17 protein-coding genes are annotated in these 16741 nt (G+C 61.6%); 7 read left to right on the forward strand and 10 right to left on the reverse strand.

Going from position 1 to position 16741, the window contains the following annotated elements; all coding sequences use genetic code 11:
- The first annotated feature begins 28 nt into the window (after positions 1-28).
- Complete coding sequence (locus K1X12_RS13720) at positions 29-1543, forward strand: lipopolysaccharide biosynthesis protein (RefSeq protein WP_220988127.1); 1515 nt, start codon at positions 29-31, stop codon at positions 1541-1543.
- A 5-nt stretch (positions 1544-1548) separates the two neighbouring features.
- Here the strand turns inward: K1X12_RS13720 and eda are convergent, their stop codons facing one another.
- The 5 genes from eda to K1X12_RS13745 all read right to left on the reverse strand — a co-directional run bounded on the left by eda (position 1549) and on the right by K1X12_RS13745 (position 5896).
- Positions 1549-2184 (reverse strand): bifunctional 4-hydroxy-2-oxoglutarate aldolase/2-dehydro-3-deoxy-phosphogluconate aldolase, encoded by a 636-nt coding sequence (gene eda / locus K1X12_RS13725; protein WP_220988128.1) that lies wholly within the window; start codon positions 2182-2184, stop codon positions 1549-1551.
- A 156-nt stretch (positions 2185-2340) separates the two neighbouring features.
- A complete protein-coding gene (locus tag K1X12_RS13730; protein ID WP_225907986.1) occupies positions 2341-2970 on the reverse strand; it encodes a GNAT family N-acetyltransferase in 630 nt (209 codons plus the stop codon).
- On the reverse strand, positions 2967-3533 hold the full coding sequence (locus K1X12_RS13735; RefSeq protein ID WP_220988129.1) for a hypothetical protein: 567 nt from the start codon (positions 3531-3533) through the stop codon (positions 2967-2969). The genes K1X12_RS13730 and K1X12_RS13735 overlap by 4 nt, the downstream gene beginning before the upstream one ends.
- A 118-nt stretch (positions 3534-3651) precedes the next feature.
- A complete protein-coding gene (locus tag K1X12_RS13740; protein WP_220988130.1) occupies positions 3652-4698 on the reverse strand; it encodes an acyl-CoA dehydrogenase family protein in 1047 nt (348 codons plus the stop codon).
- Between the two features lie 4 nt (positions 4699-4702).
- Positions 4703-5896: an acyl-CoA dehydrogenase family protein gene (locus tag K1X12_RS13745; RefSeq protein WP_220988131.1), complete on the reverse strand. Its 1194-nt coding sequence runs from the start codon at positions 5894-5896 to the stop codon at positions 4703-4705.
- Positions 5897-6003: 107 nt separating this feature from the next.
- Here K1X12_RS13745 and K1X12_RS13750 point away from each other — a divergent pair, with 107 nt between their 5' ends.
- Positions 6004-6768 carry a crotonase/enoyl-CoA hydratase family protein gene (locus K1X12_RS13750; protein ID WP_220988132.1) on the forward strand — a complete coding sequence of 255 codons (765 nt, stop codon included), beginning with the start codon at positions 6004-6006 and terminating at the stop codon, positions 6766-6768.
- A gap of 87 nt (positions 6769-6855) precedes the next feature.
- Here the strand turns inward: K1X12_RS13750 and K1X12_RS13755 are convergent, their stop codons facing one another.
- On the reverse strand, positions 6856-7203 hold the full coding sequence (locus K1X12_RS13755; RefSeq protein WP_220988133.1) for a hypothetical protein: 348 nt from the start codon (positions 7201-7203) through the stop codon (positions 6856-6858).
- Positions 7204-7580: 377 nt separating this feature from the next.
- Positions 7581-8327 (reverse strand): RNA methyltransferase, encoded by a 747-nt coding sequence (locus tag K1X12_RS13760; RefSeq protein ID WP_220988134.1) that lies wholly within the window; start codon positions 8325-8327, stop codon positions 7581-7583.
- A gap of 84 nt (positions 8328-8411) precedes the next feature.
- Between K1X12_RS13760 and K1X12_RS13765 the strand changes: the two genes are divergently transcribed.
- The 5 genes from K1X12_RS13765 to K1X12_RS13785 all read left to right on the forward strand — a co-directional run bounded on the left by K1X12_RS13765 (position 8412) and on the right by K1X12_RS13785 (position 12012).
- Positions 8412-9629 (forward strand): NADP-dependent isocitrate dehydrogenase, encoded by a 1218-nt coding sequence (locus tag K1X12_RS13765; protein ID WP_220988135.1) that lies wholly within the window; start codon positions 8412-8414, stop codon positions 9627-9629.
- A gap of 57 nt (positions 9630-9686) precedes the next feature.
- Positions 9687-10358 carry a nicotinamide riboside transporter PnuC gene (gene pnuC / locus K1X12_RS13770; protein WP_220988136.1) on the forward strand — a complete coding sequence of 224 codons (672 nt, stop codon included), beginning with the start codon at positions 9687-9689 and terminating at the stop codon, positions 10356-10358.
- A complete protein-coding gene (locus K1X12_RS13775; protein WP_220988137.1) occupies positions 10355-10942 on the forward strand; it encodes an AAA family ATPase in 588 nt (195 codons plus the stop codon). The genes pnuC and K1X12_RS13775 overlap by 4 nt, the downstream gene beginning before the upstream one ends.
- Positions 10939-11460, forward strand: coding sequence for a GNAT family N-acetyltransferase (locus K1X12_RS13780; RefSeq protein WP_220988138.1), 522 nt, complete (start codon positions 10939-10941; stop codon positions 11458-11460). Before K1X12_RS13775 ends, K1X12_RS13780 begins: the two co-directional genes overlap by 4 nt.
- Positions 11461-11571: 111 nt before the next feature.
- Complete coding sequence (locus tag K1X12_RS13785) at positions 11572-12012, forward strand: group III truncated hemoglobin (RefSeq protein WP_220988139.1); 441 nt, start codon at positions 11572-11574, stop codon at positions 12010-12012.
- Positions 12013-12038: 26 nt separating this feature from the next.
- Here K1X12_RS13785 and K1X12_RS13790 read toward each other — a convergent pair whose 3' ends face one another.
- The 3 genes from K1X12_RS13790 to K1X12_RS13800 form a co-directional block, all read right to left on the reverse strand.
- Positions 12039-14024 carry a BCCT family transporter gene (locus tag K1X12_RS13790; RefSeq protein ID WP_220988140.1) on the reverse strand — a complete coding sequence of 662 codons (1986 nt, stop codon included), beginning with the start codon at positions 14022-14024 and terminating at the stop codon, positions 12039-12041.
- A gap of 237 nt (positions 14025-14261) precedes the next feature.
- Positions 14262-15215 carry a class II fructose-bisphosphatase gene (glpX, locus tag K1X12_RS13795; RefSeq protein ID WP_255563944.1) on the reverse strand — a complete coding sequence of 318 codons (954 nt, stop codon included), beginning with the start codon at positions 15213-15215 and terminating at the stop codon, positions 14262-14264.
- Between the two features lie 55 nt (positions 15216-15270).
- The gene (locus K1X12_RS13800; protein WP_220988141.1) at positions 15271-16554 is read right to left on the reverse strand and encodes a homoserine dehydrogenase; all 1284 of its coding nucleotides are present in this window, start codon (positions 16552-16554) and stop codon (positions 15271-15273) included.
- Positions 16555-16741: the final 187 nt, after the last annotated feature.

Raw genomic sequence — 16741 nt, forward strand, 5'->3', positions numbered from 1 at the left:
GAACTGAAACAGTCCAAGTGATGCGCTTATGACCGATAATAATACGCCGGCCAATTTCGGTAACGAACAGGAAGTCTCGCCAGGTCGCGTAATCCGCGCCACCGCCTGGCTGGGCCTCGCAAAGCTGGTGAGCTACGGTCTCGCATTCCTCAGCACCATCGTGCTCGCGCGAATTCTTGTTCCGGAAGATTTTGGAGTCATCGCCCTTGCAATGGCGATCATCGGCGTCCTGGCCGGGCTTCTCGATGTTCCAGTGACGACCGCGCTCGTCGCGCTCCAATCCCCGACCGATGATGAATTCGACACCGCCTGGACGATATCCATCATCCGATCTGTCCTGGTGTCCCTTCTTCTCTTCGCCCTCGCGTATCCATTGGCGGGAATGTTCAACATGCCAGAAGTCGCACCTGTGATTATGGCACTATCGGCACAGCTCATCATCTTTGGCCTGAGAAACCCATATTTTGAGAACTTTGCACGGTCGCTGAATTTCACATGGGATGTGTACGCCGAAATTTCCTCCAAGATCTGTCAGATCATTGTCAGCATCGCGGTCGCGCTCATCTGGAAATCCTACTGGGCATTTGTCGTGGGCCTCATTGCTGGCGCCCTCGCCAGCATGATTGTGACCTACATAGCCGCCCGGAGGCTGCCGAAGCTTTCGCTTCGCTCACCGCAGCGACTGCTGGGCTATTCCATCTGGCTGGGCATGAGCATGGTCGTAAACCGGCTCGCCTCGGAAAGTGCCAACCTGATCGCAGGCAAGCGCTTCGGCCAGGCGATGCTCGGCGAGCTTCACATCGGCAACAAGTTGTCGACAGACATTTCCTACATCGCCCTCATCCCGATCATCCGGTCGCTGCTCTCGGCGTTCAGCCGCCTGGCTGACGACATGCACCGGTTTCGCCACGCCTATCTCAAGGCACAGGCTGCAACTGTTGCGATGGCGCTGCCAATGGGCGTTGGGCTTGCGCTCGTGGCCGATCCGCTTGTGCCCCTGATGCTTGGCCCGGGCTGGGACCGGGCGATCATCGTGGTCCAGTACTTCGCGCCCTGCGCCAGCTTGTTGATGGCCGCTGGGCCTATTCGATCCGTCGCGATGGCATTGGGCAAGACGCGGGTCATGCTGGGTCGCGATGTGATACTTCTTGTTATCCGGGTCACCTGCCTGGTCATCGGCACATGGACCCACGGCTTCCTTGGCCTGCTGGTGGCCTATGTAGCCTCTACCATCCTCACGACCATCGTAAATCTCGCCTTTCTGAAGCGCCTTCTGAGTATCCGGATTGTCGATCAGGTCCGGAACTTCGCGCGCTCCATTATATCGACACTGATGATGGCGGGTGCCGTAATGGTCGTCGATCGGTCACTCAATCTGCCAGACACGCTGTGGGACAACATCCTCACGGTTGGAGTTTTGTCCGCAACGGGCGCAGCCACCTATGCAACGGTCCACACGCTGCTCTGGCTGGCCGGTGGCCGCCCGGACGGTATCGAACAATCCGCGCTACTGGTCGCCAGGAAACTGAAGCTCGTTCGCTGACCCAGTCAGGCAGGCGCCAGCAGGCGCTTGGCAATCCCCGTGATTTTGTCCCAGTTGCCTGCCGCAATATCGGCTTGGCTGGCGATCCATGATCCGCCTACGGCAAACACGTTCGGCTGCGCCAGATAGCTCACCACATCGCCTTCGGTGATACCGCCCGTCGGCATGAACTTCAAATGCGGCAGCGGTCCGGCGAGAGACTTCAGCGCCGGAACACCGCCTGCGACCGCCGCCGGAAACAGTTTCAGCCGCCGAAAGCCTTCCTCTGCGCGGGTCATCGCTTCGCTGGCCGTCGCCACACCGGGGATCATCAGCTGCTCCCGTCCGCCCAGCGCCGCGCGCAGCCCCGGCGACATGCCGGGCGAAACAAGGAACTCCGCCCCCGCCGCCAGCGCTGCTTCCACATCGCGCCCGCTCAGCACGGTGCCCGCGCCTACGATCAGCCCTGGCGCTGCTTTGCGCATCGCCTCAATCACTTTCAGCCCGTCAGCGGTCCGCAGCGTCACTTCCGCAATTGTCACACCCGCCGCTTCCAGCGCCTGCGCCAGCGGCGCTGCAGAGGCCGCAGAGTCGACCACAAGTACCGGGACAACCGGCGCCTTTTTAGCGGCGGCATCGAGCTTCTGGACAATGTCGGACATGGGTCACCCCCGCAAAAAACGGCAACGCGTTCACCCACCAAAGGCGGGCCTCCGCGCTGTTCTGGCCCGCGCTGTTTCCAAAAACAAGCGCGCGGCCAGCAAATGTCCCCAGTGTCATTTTACGCCGTATACTTCTCGGGAAGGCATCAGCACCGCCTACGCCGCTTTTGCCCCGTCCGTCGGTCGCCCGGCGGACTTGTCCAGCACCCCCATATCGTCCCACGCACCTTCCGGTCGGATCACCTGAAGTGGGTCGGCTCTCACCCCCAACACTTCCGGATGGCGCGGTACTGGGATTTCCATCTCCGCATACTCAAAGCCTGAAAATGCAAACCCTTCCCGCTCGATCACCAGCCGGCAGCGGAACACCCGGCTCCAGGTCGGCCAAAGACGCGCCTGGATCTGCGCCAACGCCAGCCGGTATCCTTTGCGCGCGATAATCTCGAACGTCTCCGCCAGCAGCACTTTCAGCGCCGCTGTTCCCCGGAACGAAGGCAAGATCGATGTGCGCTCCACCTTCGCAAATCCAGAGAACCACCGCACACGGATCGCCCCAATCGGGCGCGCGCCAGCATAAACGACCATATGCGTCGCCGTGAAATCATTGCCATCATACTCTTCGTCATACGGGCAGTCCTGCTCGGCCATGTAGACCGCCGCGCGGATAGCCATTGCCTGCTGGTATTCCTCCAGGGTTCGGGCCGGGCGCGCGGAATAGGTCTCCAGCGCTCCTTCCGGCAATGGCCGGGCGAGCACAAGCTCACCAATCGAAGGATACCGGCTCATGCCGCATCCTCCTTCGTCACAATCTGCCCTGCCGCCAGCGGCTCCTGCCCCCAAAGGTCCGACAACCCGCCTTCGATTGGCTGGAAGCCCAGCGATGCCATCGAGCGCTTGCCGTCTTCTGTCGCTCCGCGCGCAAAGCATGGCACCGCCGCGAAGCAATCCACACGGATCACACCGGCCGCCATCATCACGCGCCGGCGTGCATCCTTGTTGGCCCCGGCATAGACGCCGATATAGACGCCCGCGCACGCCTCCCCCTCGCAACACACATGCGCCAGCGACGGCCAGCCGGGCACGAAGCTGCCATCGCGCACGGCCCCAACGCCCGCCTCGGTCAGCGGAACGGAAATGAAGATTCCGTCCACGGGGCTCCCGGTCACCCAGCCGGTAATCCCGGTCAGGCTGTCGATCCAGGTGATCGACTCCGGCGTCGCCATGGTCTGCCCGGTCAACTCCGCCGCCAGCAGCAGGCCCGCCTTCAGCTCCACAAACTCGCCACGCCGGAAACCAAACTCCTCGGCCCGGCGCGCCAACCGCGCATAATCGATCTCAATCGTCGCCATAGATCACCTCCGCAAAATACGACCATAACGTGTATAATGCGGATGGGATCGCACAACTCTTGGTTAACCGCAAGACAAAACTCGCGGCACAGTTGTTATTTTGTGGGGTGCAGCAGCTCTACACAACCAGTCCTTGCAATTGTGCGGCGGTCTGGCGGGCCTGCTCCGGCGAACCCAGCAGCTGCCGGTTCACGCCGATGCGCTTGTACCAGTAGTGCAGGCCGACAAGATCGGTGAAGCCCATGCCCCCGTGCACCTCGGTCGAGGTGCGGGCCACGAACGTGCCCACTTCGGCCAGGTGCGCCTTGGCAAGGTTCGCCATGAACGGGCCTTCGCTGTCGCCGATGTCCAGCGCGTGCGCCGCATGCCAGATCAGCGCGCGCGAGGGCTCCAGCTTGGCCGCCATCTCTGCGCACATATGTTTCACCGCCTGGAACGAACCGATCACCCGGCCAAACTGCTGGCGCTCCTTGGCATAGGCGACGGCCTTGTCGATCATCGCCTGCGCTGCGCCGAGTGTGTCTGCTGCCACCAGCAGGCGCGCGAAAGCCATCGTTTCAGCATCCGGCGTCGCGCTGGCGAGCGGCGTTGCGCCGTCCAGCGTCACTTCATGGAAACTCCGCGTCCGGTCAATCGTCCGCATCACGGTCACACCCGCTGCTGCGGCCTCCACCGAATGCAACGTTCCGGCCGCATCCGCCACCAGAAGGTGCGTTGCCCCGTCCACCGATTGGGCCAGCAGGCTCTTGCCGGAAAGCTTGCCGCCTTTCAGCTCCACGCCTGCACCGTCGCGCCGGGAGAACAGCTCCGTCACCGCCAGCGCAAACTTCACATCGCCCGAAGCGAGCCCACCGAGGATCTCCGGCTTGCCGGCAAATACCCGCGCCGCGACCGCTGTCGCCAGAAAACGCGACGGAGCCACATTATAGCCCAGCGCCTCCTGCACGAGACAAGCGTCCAGAGCGCCCAGCCCCAACCCGCCCGCCGATTCCGGCACGGGCAGCGCCGAAAGGCCAAACCCGGCCAAAGCCTCGTCCAGCGCAGAGCCTTCCCCGACATCGTCTGCGGCAATCTTCCGCATACGGTCTAGTGAAGCGGCGTCCCCAAGCACGCCCTTCAGGCTGTCCTGCAGCATGCGCTGGTCTTCAGAAAGTGCAAATTCCATAGTCTTAAGCCTTCGCCAGCTTCGGCTCACGCGGCATCTCTAGGCCACGTTCCGCAATGATGTTCTTCTGGATCTGGGCCGTACCGCCCCCGATGATCAGTCCGAGGTCATACATATACCGCCACTGCCAGCTCCCATTCGCGCGCAGATGTTCGCCCTCTTCATAGAGGATGCCCAGATCGCCCAGCGCATCGATGGCCAGGCGTGCAATCTCATGATTGAGATCACATCCCTGCAGCTTCACCACAAGACCCGCCAGCCCTGCCGGCTGCCCCTGCAACCGGCTCGTCGTGATGCGCAGGCCATTGGCCTGCATCGCATAGACTTCCGCCTGAAGTTTCATCAGCCGGTCGCGCAGCAGCGGATTGTCGATCAGCCGCTCGCCATTCATCGTTTCCGCCTGCATCAGGGCGATCAGCTCCACAAGCCGCGCCTTGGTCGCGTTCGGGTCGCCCAGCATGCCGCGCTCATGGGTCAGTGTGGCATTCGCCACTTGCCAGCCCTTGTTGGGCGCAAAGATCACGCCACTCTTCGGCACACGGACATCGGTGAAGAAAACTTCGTTGAAGTTCGCCGTGCCCGTCATGTCGACCAGCGGGCGCACCTCGATCCCCGGCGTGCTCATCGGGAAGGTGATGTAGGTGATGCCCTCATGTTTCTTCGCGGCGGGGTCCGTCCGCACAAGGCAGAAGATCATGTCGGCCTGTTTCGCCGTCGAGGTCCAGATCTTCGATCCGTTGATTACATAATGATCGCCGTCTTCCACTGCGCTCGTGCGCAGCGCGGCAAGGTCCGATCCCGCGCCTGGCTCGGAATATCCCTGGCACCAGATCATCTCGCCCTGGATGGTCGGGCGGATATAAGCCTGCTTCTGCGCCTCGGTGCCCAGCTCCAGCAGCGTCGGCACGAACATCGAAATGCCCTGCCCCGCCATCGGCCCGGGAATGCGCGTGCGCGCAAATTCCTCGGCGATGATGCGCGCCTTCAGGATGTCCGGCTCCGCGCCGTATCCGCCATATTCCTTGGGGATCGTGCGGGCCGCCAGGCCATTCTCGATCAGGAATTTCTGCCAGGCGATCCGCTTGGGGTTCTTATACCCCTTGTCGTCCGCCGTGGGCGCAAGATGGACATTTTTCGCGAGGGTCTCAGCGACTTCCGCGCGAAAGGCTTCATATTCAGGATCAAGTGTCAGCTTCATGGCCCATAGCTCGCCGACTTGCCCCAACGTCGCGCAAGAGGGGTTCTTGCGCGACGTTGCGGAAACCTTCTTAGCTCTCCCCAACTCAATTTAGGGAGAGCCCAGAAATGCCCGTCGAATACGTCAAAAAAGGCAATGTCGCGATCATCACGATGAACCGTCCGGAGGCGCGCAACGCCATCAACGGCGAAATGGCCGCCACCATGGAAGCCGCGCTCGACCAGATGGAAGCAGATCCGGAAGTCTGGGTCGGCATCCTCACCGCCGTCGGCAAGGCCTTCTGCGCGGGCGCAGACCTGAAAGAAATCTCCGCCGGCAATGGCGGCGCCCTCTCCACCAAGAAAGGCGGCTTCGCCGGCATCGCCAAGCGCGAGCGCACCAAGCCGCTCATCGCCGCCATCACCGGCTCGGCGCTCGCTGGCGGCACAGAAATCGCCCTCTCCTGCGACCTGATCGTCGCCGCGGACGACACCAATTTCGGCCTGCCGGAAGTCAAGCGCTCGCTCGTCGCTGGTGCTGGCGGCCTCTTCCGCCTGCCGCGCCAGATCGGCAAGGCTGCCGCCCTGGAAGCCATCCTCACGGGCGACCCGCTCTCCTCCCAGCGCGCTTACGAGCTGGGCATGGTCAACAAGGTCGTTCCGGAAGCTGAAGTCATGGCCGAAGCCGAAAAGCTCGCCGGCCGCATCACGGCCAACGCCCCGCTCGCCGTCTTCGCCAGCCGCACCGTCGCGCTCGATGCCTTCACCAAGTCGGATGAAGAACTTTGGAAAGACTCCGGCAAGGCCTTCGCCAGCCTGGTCACCACCGAAGACTATAAAGAAGGCCCCCGCGCCTTCATCGAAAAACGCGCCCCTGTCTGGAAGGGCAAGTAATCCCCACCCCTCCACGGGAAACAAAAAAAACGGCCACTCCCCAGAGTGGCCGTTTGCATTTCCCAGTTTAACCAACCAAGGCCTCCGTCAGGCGGCCTCTTCGACCTCGTCTTCCTCTTCCTCGTCGGAAGCCGGATAGAGCGGTCCGTACACAACTTCTTCCGGAATGCTGGCCAGCCGTGCCATCAGGTCCTTGCCCTCGGCTTCGGTTTCGGCGTCATCCCATTCCACTTCGTCTGCTGCCGCGACCCATTCGGCCTCGACCAGCGCGTAACCTTCCTCGTCAAAGGAATCTTCGATTTTCGTGAATGCTTCATCTTCGCTCGCGGCGTTGACGGCCACGATCAGATAAGCACGGTCCATGCCTTCCAGGGCGCCATCGCTCCCCTCGCCGCACAGCACTTCGCAGGATACCAGATAGGCAGTTTGCGACACAGGTCATCTCCATAATTGTTCGCAAGGGGCAGCAGATCACGCAGCACAAAGCACACACGAACCGGCCGGACGCATCCCCGCCAGACCGCCCGCTTCGGCAAATTCTTTGCTTCATGATTGAGTAGAAAAGTCACACGAGTTTCTTAAGAACTCGCTAACCGTTTGCGGCGCGACTCAAATGACCCTCACCTCCCCTTGCGCGGGAGAGGAGGGGCCCGCCGCCAAAGGCGGTGGGAGGTGAGGGCCTCCGCCCCATCCGCCCGCCAGTATCCCGCTTAAAAGTGACCCGCTCATCCCCGCGAAGGCGGGGATCTCGCAAGGCAATGCGAACCCTGTCCGGATTCCCGCCTTCGCGGGAATGAGCGGAGTGAGGAAACCTAGTCCTCCCGCACAACCCGCGCCTTCCCCCGCCCCAGGCTCAGCGCCTTGATCGCGCCGCGGAAGGTGCGCACCTCCTGCTCCGTCCACTGAGCACGCACCAGAGCGTTGCGCAAATTGGTGATCATCACCGGCGTCTTTTCCGGCGGATAGAAATAACCTGCCCGCTCCAGCTCCGCCTCGAAATGCTCGAACATGCCGATCAGGTTTTCGCGCGTCGCCGTCTCGCCCACGCCCTCGGCCTTGCCTTCAAACTTCCCGCCAAGCCCCGCGCTCGCCCCCCATTGATGGCAGAACACGCCGACCGCCTGCGCCAGGTTCAGGGATGAGAAATCCGGGTTCACCGGATAGGTGAGGATCGCGTCGCATAAGGCCACCGCCTCGTTCGGCAGTCCGGATTTCTCGCCCCCGAACAGCACGGCCACCTTCCCGCCCCGCGCCTTCAGGTCGTCCACCGCTTCGGCGGCGCCAAACACGGCCTTCTCCATCCCGCGCGGCCGCGCCGTCGTGGCGATGGTATAGGTCCGGTCCGCCATCGCCGCTTCCAGCGTGTCGAACACCGTCACCTCAACACCCTGCCCCAGCGCCCCGGCAGACATCGCCTCGGCCGCCTCGCTCGGCCAGCCGTCCCTCGGGCGCACCAACCGCAGGTCCGTCAGACCAAAATTGAGCATTACACGGGCCGCCGCGCCGATATTTTCGCCCAACTGGGGAGCGTGCAGGATAATTGCAGGTTTGCCTTGCATGAGTGCCTACCTTCCGGGTTTTGACGCCGCCTGTGGGTCTGCTATAGCCCCGGCAAACCGTACGCAGCGCAAGGATTCTAAAAAATGGCGAAGATCAAGGTCAAAAACCCGATTGTGGAGATGGACGGGGACGAGATGACCCGGATCATCTGGCAGATCATCAAGGACAAGCTGATCTACCCCTATCTCGACATCGACCTGAAATATTACGACCTGTCGATCCAGAAACGCGACGAAACCGACGACCAGATCACCATCGACGCGGCTGAAGCCACCAAGAAATACGGTGTCGCCGTCAAATGTGCGACCATCACGCCGGACGAAGCACGCGTTGAGGAATTCGGCCTGAAGAAGATGTGGAAGTCGCCCAACGGCACCATCCGCAACATCCTCGGCGGCGTCGTGTTCCGCGAGCCGATCGTGATCTCCAACATCCCGCGCCTCGTTCCGGGCTGGACGAAGCCGGTCATCATCGGCCGTCACGCTTTCGGCGACCAGTACCGCGCCACTGACTTCCTCGTCCCCGGCAAGGGCAAGCTGACGATGAAATTCGAAGGCGAAGACGGCAAGGTCATCGAAAAAGAAGTTTACGACTTCCCCGGCGCCGGCATCGCCATGGGCATGTACAACATCGACGAGTCGATCCGCGATTTCGCCCGCGCCTCGTTCAACTACGGCCTCCAGCGCAAGCTGCCGGTTTACCTCTCGACCAAGAACACCATCCTGAAAGCCTATGACGGCCGCTTCAAGGACATCTTCGCCGAGATCTGGGAAACCGAGTTCAAGGACCAGTTCGCCGCCTTCAAGGGCACCTACGAGCACCGCCTCATCGACGATATGGTCGCCGCTGCCATGAAATGGTCGGGCGGCTATGTCTGGGCTTGTAAGAACTATGACGGCGACGTTCAGTCCGACACGGTTGCCCAGGGCTACGGCTCGCTTGGCCTGATGACCTCCGTGCTGCTCTCGCCCGATGGCAAGACCGTCGAAGCCGAAGCCGCTCACGGCACCGTCACGCGCCACTACCGCAACCACCAGAAGGGCGAAGCGACCTCGACCAACTCGATCGCTTCGATCTACGCCTGGACGCAGGGCCTCGACCATCGCGGCCGCATGGACGAGACCCCCGAAGTGCGCAAGTTCGCCCAGACGCTCGAAAAGGTCATCGTGCAAACCGTCGAAGCCGGTTTCATGACGAAAGACCTCGCCCTCCTCGTCGGCCCCGATCAGGGCTACCTGACGACCGAAGGCTTCATCGAGAAAGTCGCCCAGAACCTCGAAATCGAGATGGGCAAAGCCTGATCCAATCCGAGGCCGGCCTTCATAAGCCGGCCTCTTTTCTTCCGACAGGCGAACCGGATGACCGAGCCTCAAGCCTCTGAGACATCCGGTTCCCGCCTGCCCGGCCAGGCGCTGCTCGCCGGCCTCGTTTTCCTTACCGCCGGCATTGCCGCCTTCGCCTGGCACACAGGCGCCGCCAGCGCGCTTGAAGCGGTCGCCTTCGTCACCGGTGTCTTCTGCGTCTGGCTCGTCACACGCCAGAGCATCTGGAACTTCCCGCTCGGCCTCGTCACGGTCGGCATTTACGCCTTCATCTTCTTCCAGTCGAAACTCTTCGCCACGGCAGGCCTGCAGCTCGTCTTCTTCGCGATGAACCTGATTGGCTGGTATCTCTGGCTCCGCGGCGGGGAAAATCACGGCGCCCTGAAAGTTTCGCGTGCCCTGCGCCTCGAATGGCTGCTCACCGCGCTCGGCATCGCCGGGGCCACCGCGCTGCTCTACCGCTTCCTCACCGAGGCCGGCGGCGCCACCAAATTCTGGGACGCCCTCGTCACCTCGATCAGCCTGGCCGCCCAATGGGCACAGAGCCGCAAGATCCTCGAATGCTGGTGGCTATGGATCGCCGCTAACGTCATCTACATCCCGGTTTGCCTTTACAATGGCCTCTCCCTCACGGCCCTGCTCTATGGCGTCTTCCTTGCGCTGGCCGTGATGGGCCTGATGGAATGGCGAAAGGCGGTTGCAGAATGAGTTGCGGAAAAGTCCTGCGTGTCGTGCTGGTCGGCGCTGAATCCACCGGCAAGACCACGCTCTGCATTGAGCTGGCAAAACATTACAACACGGTCTGGGTCGCCGAATATGGCCGCGAGAACTGGGAGGAGAAACTCGCCGCCCAGTCGCTCAAAGGCGGCGACATTCCGGAATGGACGGACGAAGATTTCATCCACATCGCGCAGGAACAGCAGCGCCGCGAAAACGAGGCCGCCCGCCACGCAAACCGCGTCCTCATCTGCGATACCAACGCCTTCGCCACCGGCACATGGTTTGAGCGCTATGCCGGTAAGCGCCACGCAGCTGTCGACGCCATCGGCAATGCCGATAAGGTAGACCTCTACCTCATCCCCACGCCCGAAGTACCCTTCGTGCAGGACGGCGTACGTGACGGCGAAAAGATCCGCGGCTGGATGCATGATCGCTTTGTCGAGCTGATTGGCAAATCCGGTGTGCCCTACCAGCTGATCACCGGCCCGTGGGAAGGTCGCGCCGAGCAGGCCATCGCCTCCATCGAGGCTTTCCTCGCCCGCTGCGAATCCGAGGCCCAGCCCGCCCCATGAGCAACATCATCCTCCGCCGCGCCAATAGTCAGGATGCGGAACGCCTCGCCCATATCGGCGCGGCCACCTTCCTGGAAACCTATGTCGAGCTGATCGAGGGCAACGCCATGGTCAGCCATTGCACCCACCAGCATTCGCCCGCCGTCTATGCGAAGTATCTGGCCGATCCGGCCTGCTCTGTCTGGCTCGCCGAATACGCCGCCACAGGCGCGCCGGTTGGCTACGCGGTCAACTGCCCGCCGGATTTGCCCATCCCGATCGAACCTGGCGATGTGGAGCTGAAACGCATCTACGTCCTCTCCCGCTTCCATGGCTCGGGCACCGGCCCGCGCCTCATCGAAGCCGCCGTCGAAGACGCCCGCCAGCGCGGCGCGCCCCGCCTCCTGCTCGGCACCTATGAAGACAATCAGCGCGCCATCGCCTTCTACCGGAAAAACGGGTTTGAACTTGCCGGCACCCGCCGGTTCCAGGTCGGCGACAAGGTGTTTGACGATATTGTCTTGGCCCAGCGTCTTTGAGCCGCGCCCCGGTCAACTACGTATCGCCCTGTCCTTGTCTGTCCGCTTAAAGTCCCGGATCGTCCCAAACTGTCCCCGAAAAGGCCCAAAAGAACACAGAAAGGCCCTCACATGACCGGTTACCGCGTCAGAAGCGCCGAAGAACGCCGCCAGGAATTGCGCGATCAGGCCGCCGCCCTCGGCGTCACGGAAGACTATATCTCCACCCTTGTGGACACCTTCTACACCCGCGTACGCGCTCATCCCGTTCTCGGCCCGGTCTTCGATGTGGCCATCTCCGATTGGGGGCCACACCTCGATACGATGAAAGATTTCTGGTCCTCGGTCGCGCTCGGCACAGGCCGCTATTCCGGCCGCCCGGTGCCTGCTCACGCAAAACACCGCCATATCCAGCAATTCCACTTCAATCTCTGGCTCGCCCTGTTCGAACAAACCCTCCGCGACACCGCCACCACCCCGGAGGCCGCCACCTTCTTCATGGAACGCGCCAACCGCATAGCTCAAAGCCTGCAATACGCCCTCTTCGGACTTGAAAGCCTGCCCGTGGACTGACGATTTTCAGTCAGACCACACCCAATCTATTGAGGGTCGTGCTCGGGCGCGCCATGCAAAAGCTCGGCCTCCGGCGATTGGAGAACCGTCAGGTATCTTTCGAATTGCACGAGAATGTCCGCGATGAGCTGATCTCTATGCATGCCCATAACATCGTAACCGCGCCCACCGCTGGCAAAGTAGGTTCGCGCCTCAAACCGGAACTCAGGCTTTGCCCGGAGCGGGGAAATCGACGCGAGTCGCTGCGGAACAACGCTTACGCCATAGATGAAATCTCGCATGCCCTCCGCAGGTGATCGAAGAGCAACGCCCCCCTTTTCATCGTCTACGATATGCGTCGCGAGACCTTTCGAACTCAATTCCTCCGCCACTTGATCGAGCGCAGGACGAACTTCACGGGATATGAATTTGCGGACCTCCGCTTCCGTCGGCGCATGCAGGATCAACGCAAGACGCCGCTGCCAGGTCAGACCCGCCGCAGGCTGCATTCCCGGCGTTCGTCTTTGCGTAGATTGCGCGATCTGGTGAAGGTCTGCGCGCATTCCGACGATCAACGACCAGACAAGCGCAAGCAGCACAAAAGTAAACGGCAGCGCACTCGCGATCGTCGCCGACTGCAGCGCACCCAGTCCGCCCGCCAGGAGCAATGCGCCGGCCACAACACCTTCCATGACACACCAGAACACTCGTTGACCGGTGGTCGTTTCGGTTTCGCCACCTGCCGCTATGGAATCGATCACCAATGATCCGGAATCGGATGATGTAATAAAAAAGATCGCAACAAGGGTCACCGCCAGGGTGGATGTAATGACGGGGAAAGGCAGGTATTCGAAGAACTTGAAAAGCGCAACGGAGATGTCTTCGCTGACCGCCTTGCCCAACTCGCCTGCGGCAATACCTGTATCAAAGAAAATTGCTGTGTTGCCGAACACGGTCATCCAGAAAAAGGTGAACCCGGCAGGAATGAAAAGCACTGCGGTTACAAATTCACGCACCGTGCGGCCACGAGAAATCCGCGCAATAAACATCCCCACGAAGGGCGACCAGGAAATCCACCAGGTCCAATAGAACAATGTCCACGCATCGATCCATGGCGTCGGCTCATAGGCATAAATATTGAACGTGCGAAGCAGAAGGGAGTCGAGATAGAGCCCGATATTCTGCACGAAATCCCGCAACAATTCCGTCGTCGGGCCCAAAATCAACACAAAGATCATAAGCAGGACGGCAACGACAAGGTTTGTTTCGGAGAGAATTCTCACGCCCTTGTCGAGCCCTGTGACAACCGAGATGGTCGCCAGCAATGTGATCACTGCAATCAATGGCAGCTGAACAGCAGGTCCGATCGGCAAGCCAATCAGATAATTCAGCCCCGCATTGATCTGAGATACGCCAAACCCCATCGAGGTGGCGATGCCGAACATGGTTCCAACAATTGCGAAGATATCGACGGCGTGTCCGATTGGCCCGTTGATACGCTCTTTGAGCAGAGGGTAAAGGCCAGACCGTATCGTCAGCGGCAGGTTGTACCTGTATCCGAAATAAGCAAGCGACAGTCCGACAACCGCATAAATAGCCCAGGCATGAATGCCCCAATGAAAGAAGGTGACCGCCATCGCTTCGCGGGTCGCTTCCACGGTTCGGGGTTCAGCAGTCGGAGGCGCCATGAAATGGCTCATCGGCTCGCCCACCGCGTAAAACATCAGTCCGATCCCCATACCGGCCGCAAAAAGCATGGCGAGCCAGGACACGAAGCTGAAGTCTGGTGTTGCGTCATCCGGCCCAAGTTTGAGCCGCCCATACCGCCCGAGGCACATCAGCAGGACGGCAACCAGAATGATCGCCACTACCAGCAGATAAAGCCAGCCAAACGTATCCAACAGAGACCTCTGCAACGCGCCGAACATATGCTCGGCGCGCCCAGGGAAAATAATCCCGATCGAGAGGAAAACGAGAATGATGGAAATCGAGCCAAAGAAAACGGGCCGATTTATTATGAAGGGTTTGAACAAGTGACCCCCATTGCGGTTAAACCGCTTCTCAGCGGAATTCCTCAAGAACTGCGCGCTCTGCGCAAGTTCATCCGGCGCATCTTCGCATCAGTGGCAAATCGCCAGTCTCCTGCCGCGCCCCATATGTCGCCTGCATAGAAGCCCTAGACAAAAGCCCGGTCAAGCCCAGGACAATCCCAAGCGCACTGCCCGACCCGCGATAGGGTCGGGACAGACAACTCAGCCAGTAACGCTGAATCAGACTTTGCGCGAGCTGCGCACGTAGCGCACCATGCCGTCCGTGGACGTCATGACGAGCGTGTGGGTATGCACGCGGCCATCGCGGAACAGAACGCCGTCGAGCAGGTTGCCTTTGGTCACGCCGGTGGCACAGAACACGGTCTCGCCGGAAGCCAGCTCGTTCAGGCTATAGGTCTTGCCAAAATCGGTGATGCCAACGCGAGTTGCGCGCTTCTTCTCGTCATCATTGCGAAACACAAGACGGCCATACATCTGTCCGCCCACGCACTTCAGCGCAGCCGCAGCCAGCACGCCTTCCGGCGCGCCGCCCTGGCCGACATACATGTCGATCCCGGTCAGCTTGTTGGTGGTCGCGATCACGCCCGCCACATCGCCATCGCTGATCAGCGCAATACGTGCACCCGCCGACCGCAGCGAGTCGATGATGTCCTGGTGGCGCGGGCGGTCCAGCACGCAAACCGTCATGTCTTCAACCCGGCGGCCGGAATGCTTGGCCAGCGCCTGGATGTTCTCGGCCGGCGTGGCGTCGAGGCTGACGATGCCTTCCGGATAGCCCGGGCCAATGGCCAGCTTGTCCATATAGGTGTCAGGCGCGTGCAGCAGGCCGCCGCGCGGCGCAATCGCCAGCACAGCGAGGGCGTTTGCCATTGCCTTGGCGGTCAGCGTCGTGCCTTCGAGCGGGTCGAGCGCGATGTCGATGGCCGGGCCTTTGCCAGTGCCGACCTCTTCGCCGATATAGAGCATTGGAGCTTCGTCGCGCTCACCTTCGCCGATCACGACGCGGCCCTGGAAGTCCACGGCATTGAAGGCCTTGCGCATGGCATCGACAGCGGCTGCATCAGCCTTCTTCTCGTCGCCGCGTCCAGCAAGGCGCTCAGAAGCGATGGCTGTTTCTTCGGTCACGCGGACCATTGCATCGGCAAGGCTCGCGGTCAGCACATTGTTATCCATTTATTTTCTCTCCGGGTCCGGTCGGGATGCGTAGGGTTTGGATCGGCTTAAGCAATTAGCTTGCCGTCTCGATTCGGATCAATCTGGGAGCCTCGACGGTCACGCCGAGCGCTTCAATTCGGGAAATGGCCGACAGGATCTGCGCCCGCGGGCATCGATGGGTTACCACGGCCACAGGGCTCGCGCCGGTTTCATCGGCAGAATCCTGCAGCAGTTTGTCGACCGAGACACCCTCTTCTGCGAGCGCTTCGGTTAACGCCGCCAGCGTGCCCGGCTTGTCGGTCAGGCGCACGCGCAGGAAGAACGGGGAAACCTCCTCCTGCCCGCCGGTCACGAAAGGCTGGGCCAGATGGTGCTCGGCGCGGCCAAAAGCATTGCGGATGGCAGGGCGGAACAGCTTGGCCACGTCGCCCATCACGGCGCTGGCCGTCGGGCCGGAACCGGCGCCGGGGCCGGTCAGCACGACCGCGCCCAGAGGATCGCCTTCAACGCGGACAGAGTTCAGCGACCCGTCGATCCGGGCCAGCGCATGACCGTTCGTCAACGCCATTGGCTCAACACGGCACACAACGCCCGCCGGCGTCAGCACGCCCTCTGCGATCAATTTGATGCGGAAGCCCAGCCGGTCAGCCAGGCGCAGGTCCAGAAGGCCGATCTCCTCGATGCCGCGCACCGAAACCTTCGAAAAATCAAGGTCTGCAGAGAAGGCAATCGCCGAAAGGATCGCCGCCTTGTGGGCTGCGTCCATGCCGGAAACGTCCAGCGTCGGGTCCGCCTCGGCAAAGCCGCGCTTCTGCGCTTCTTCCAGCACGTCCTCATAGGAACGCCCGGTTTCCAGCATGGTCGAGGTGATGAAATTGCAGGTGCCGTTCAGGATGCCCGAAACGCGGGTCACTTCGGTCCCCGCGAGGCTGTCACGCAGCACGCGCACCACCGGGATACCGCCAGCGACAGCCGCTTCGAACAGCAGGTCCACCTGCTTCTCGGCAGCCAGCGCGGCCAGCGCATTGCCATGCTTGGCAATCAGCGCCTTGTTGGCCGTCACGACATGCTTGCCCGCGCGCAGGGCCGATTCCACGGCAAACTTCGCCGGGCCATCAGAGCCGCCCATCAGCTCCACAAACACGTCCACACGCGAGTCTTCAGCCAGCGTCGCGGCGTCGTCATACCAGGCGTAGGCGTCGATATTCACAGGGCGGGCACGGTTCTGCGACCGGGCGCTGACGCCCACAATCTCCACACGGCCCGGAAGGCGCAGGCGTTCCTGACGCTGCACCAGTTCGATCAGCCCGCAGCCCACATGGCCAAGGCCGGCAATCCCAATTCTCAAAGGCCCCACAAGGCGCCCCTTTTCATCTCATTCGGTTCGGGCTGCTGCCTACCCTTTTTGAGCGCGCGGGGGAAGAGGCGGGATGGAGACCTTTGGAGCGGTGCGCATCGCTAAGCCGGGCTTCCGAACTCTGGCGTTGCGCCCAGTTCGATGAGCTGCGTCCCGTCACTTGGGTCAATGCATTTGGTCGAAATCC

Source organism: Hyphomonas sediminis (genome assembly GCF_019679475.1).
Taxonomy (GTDB): Bacteria; Pseudomonadota; Alphaproteobacteria; order Caulobacterales; family Hyphomonadaceae; genus Hyphomonas; species Hyphomonas sediminis.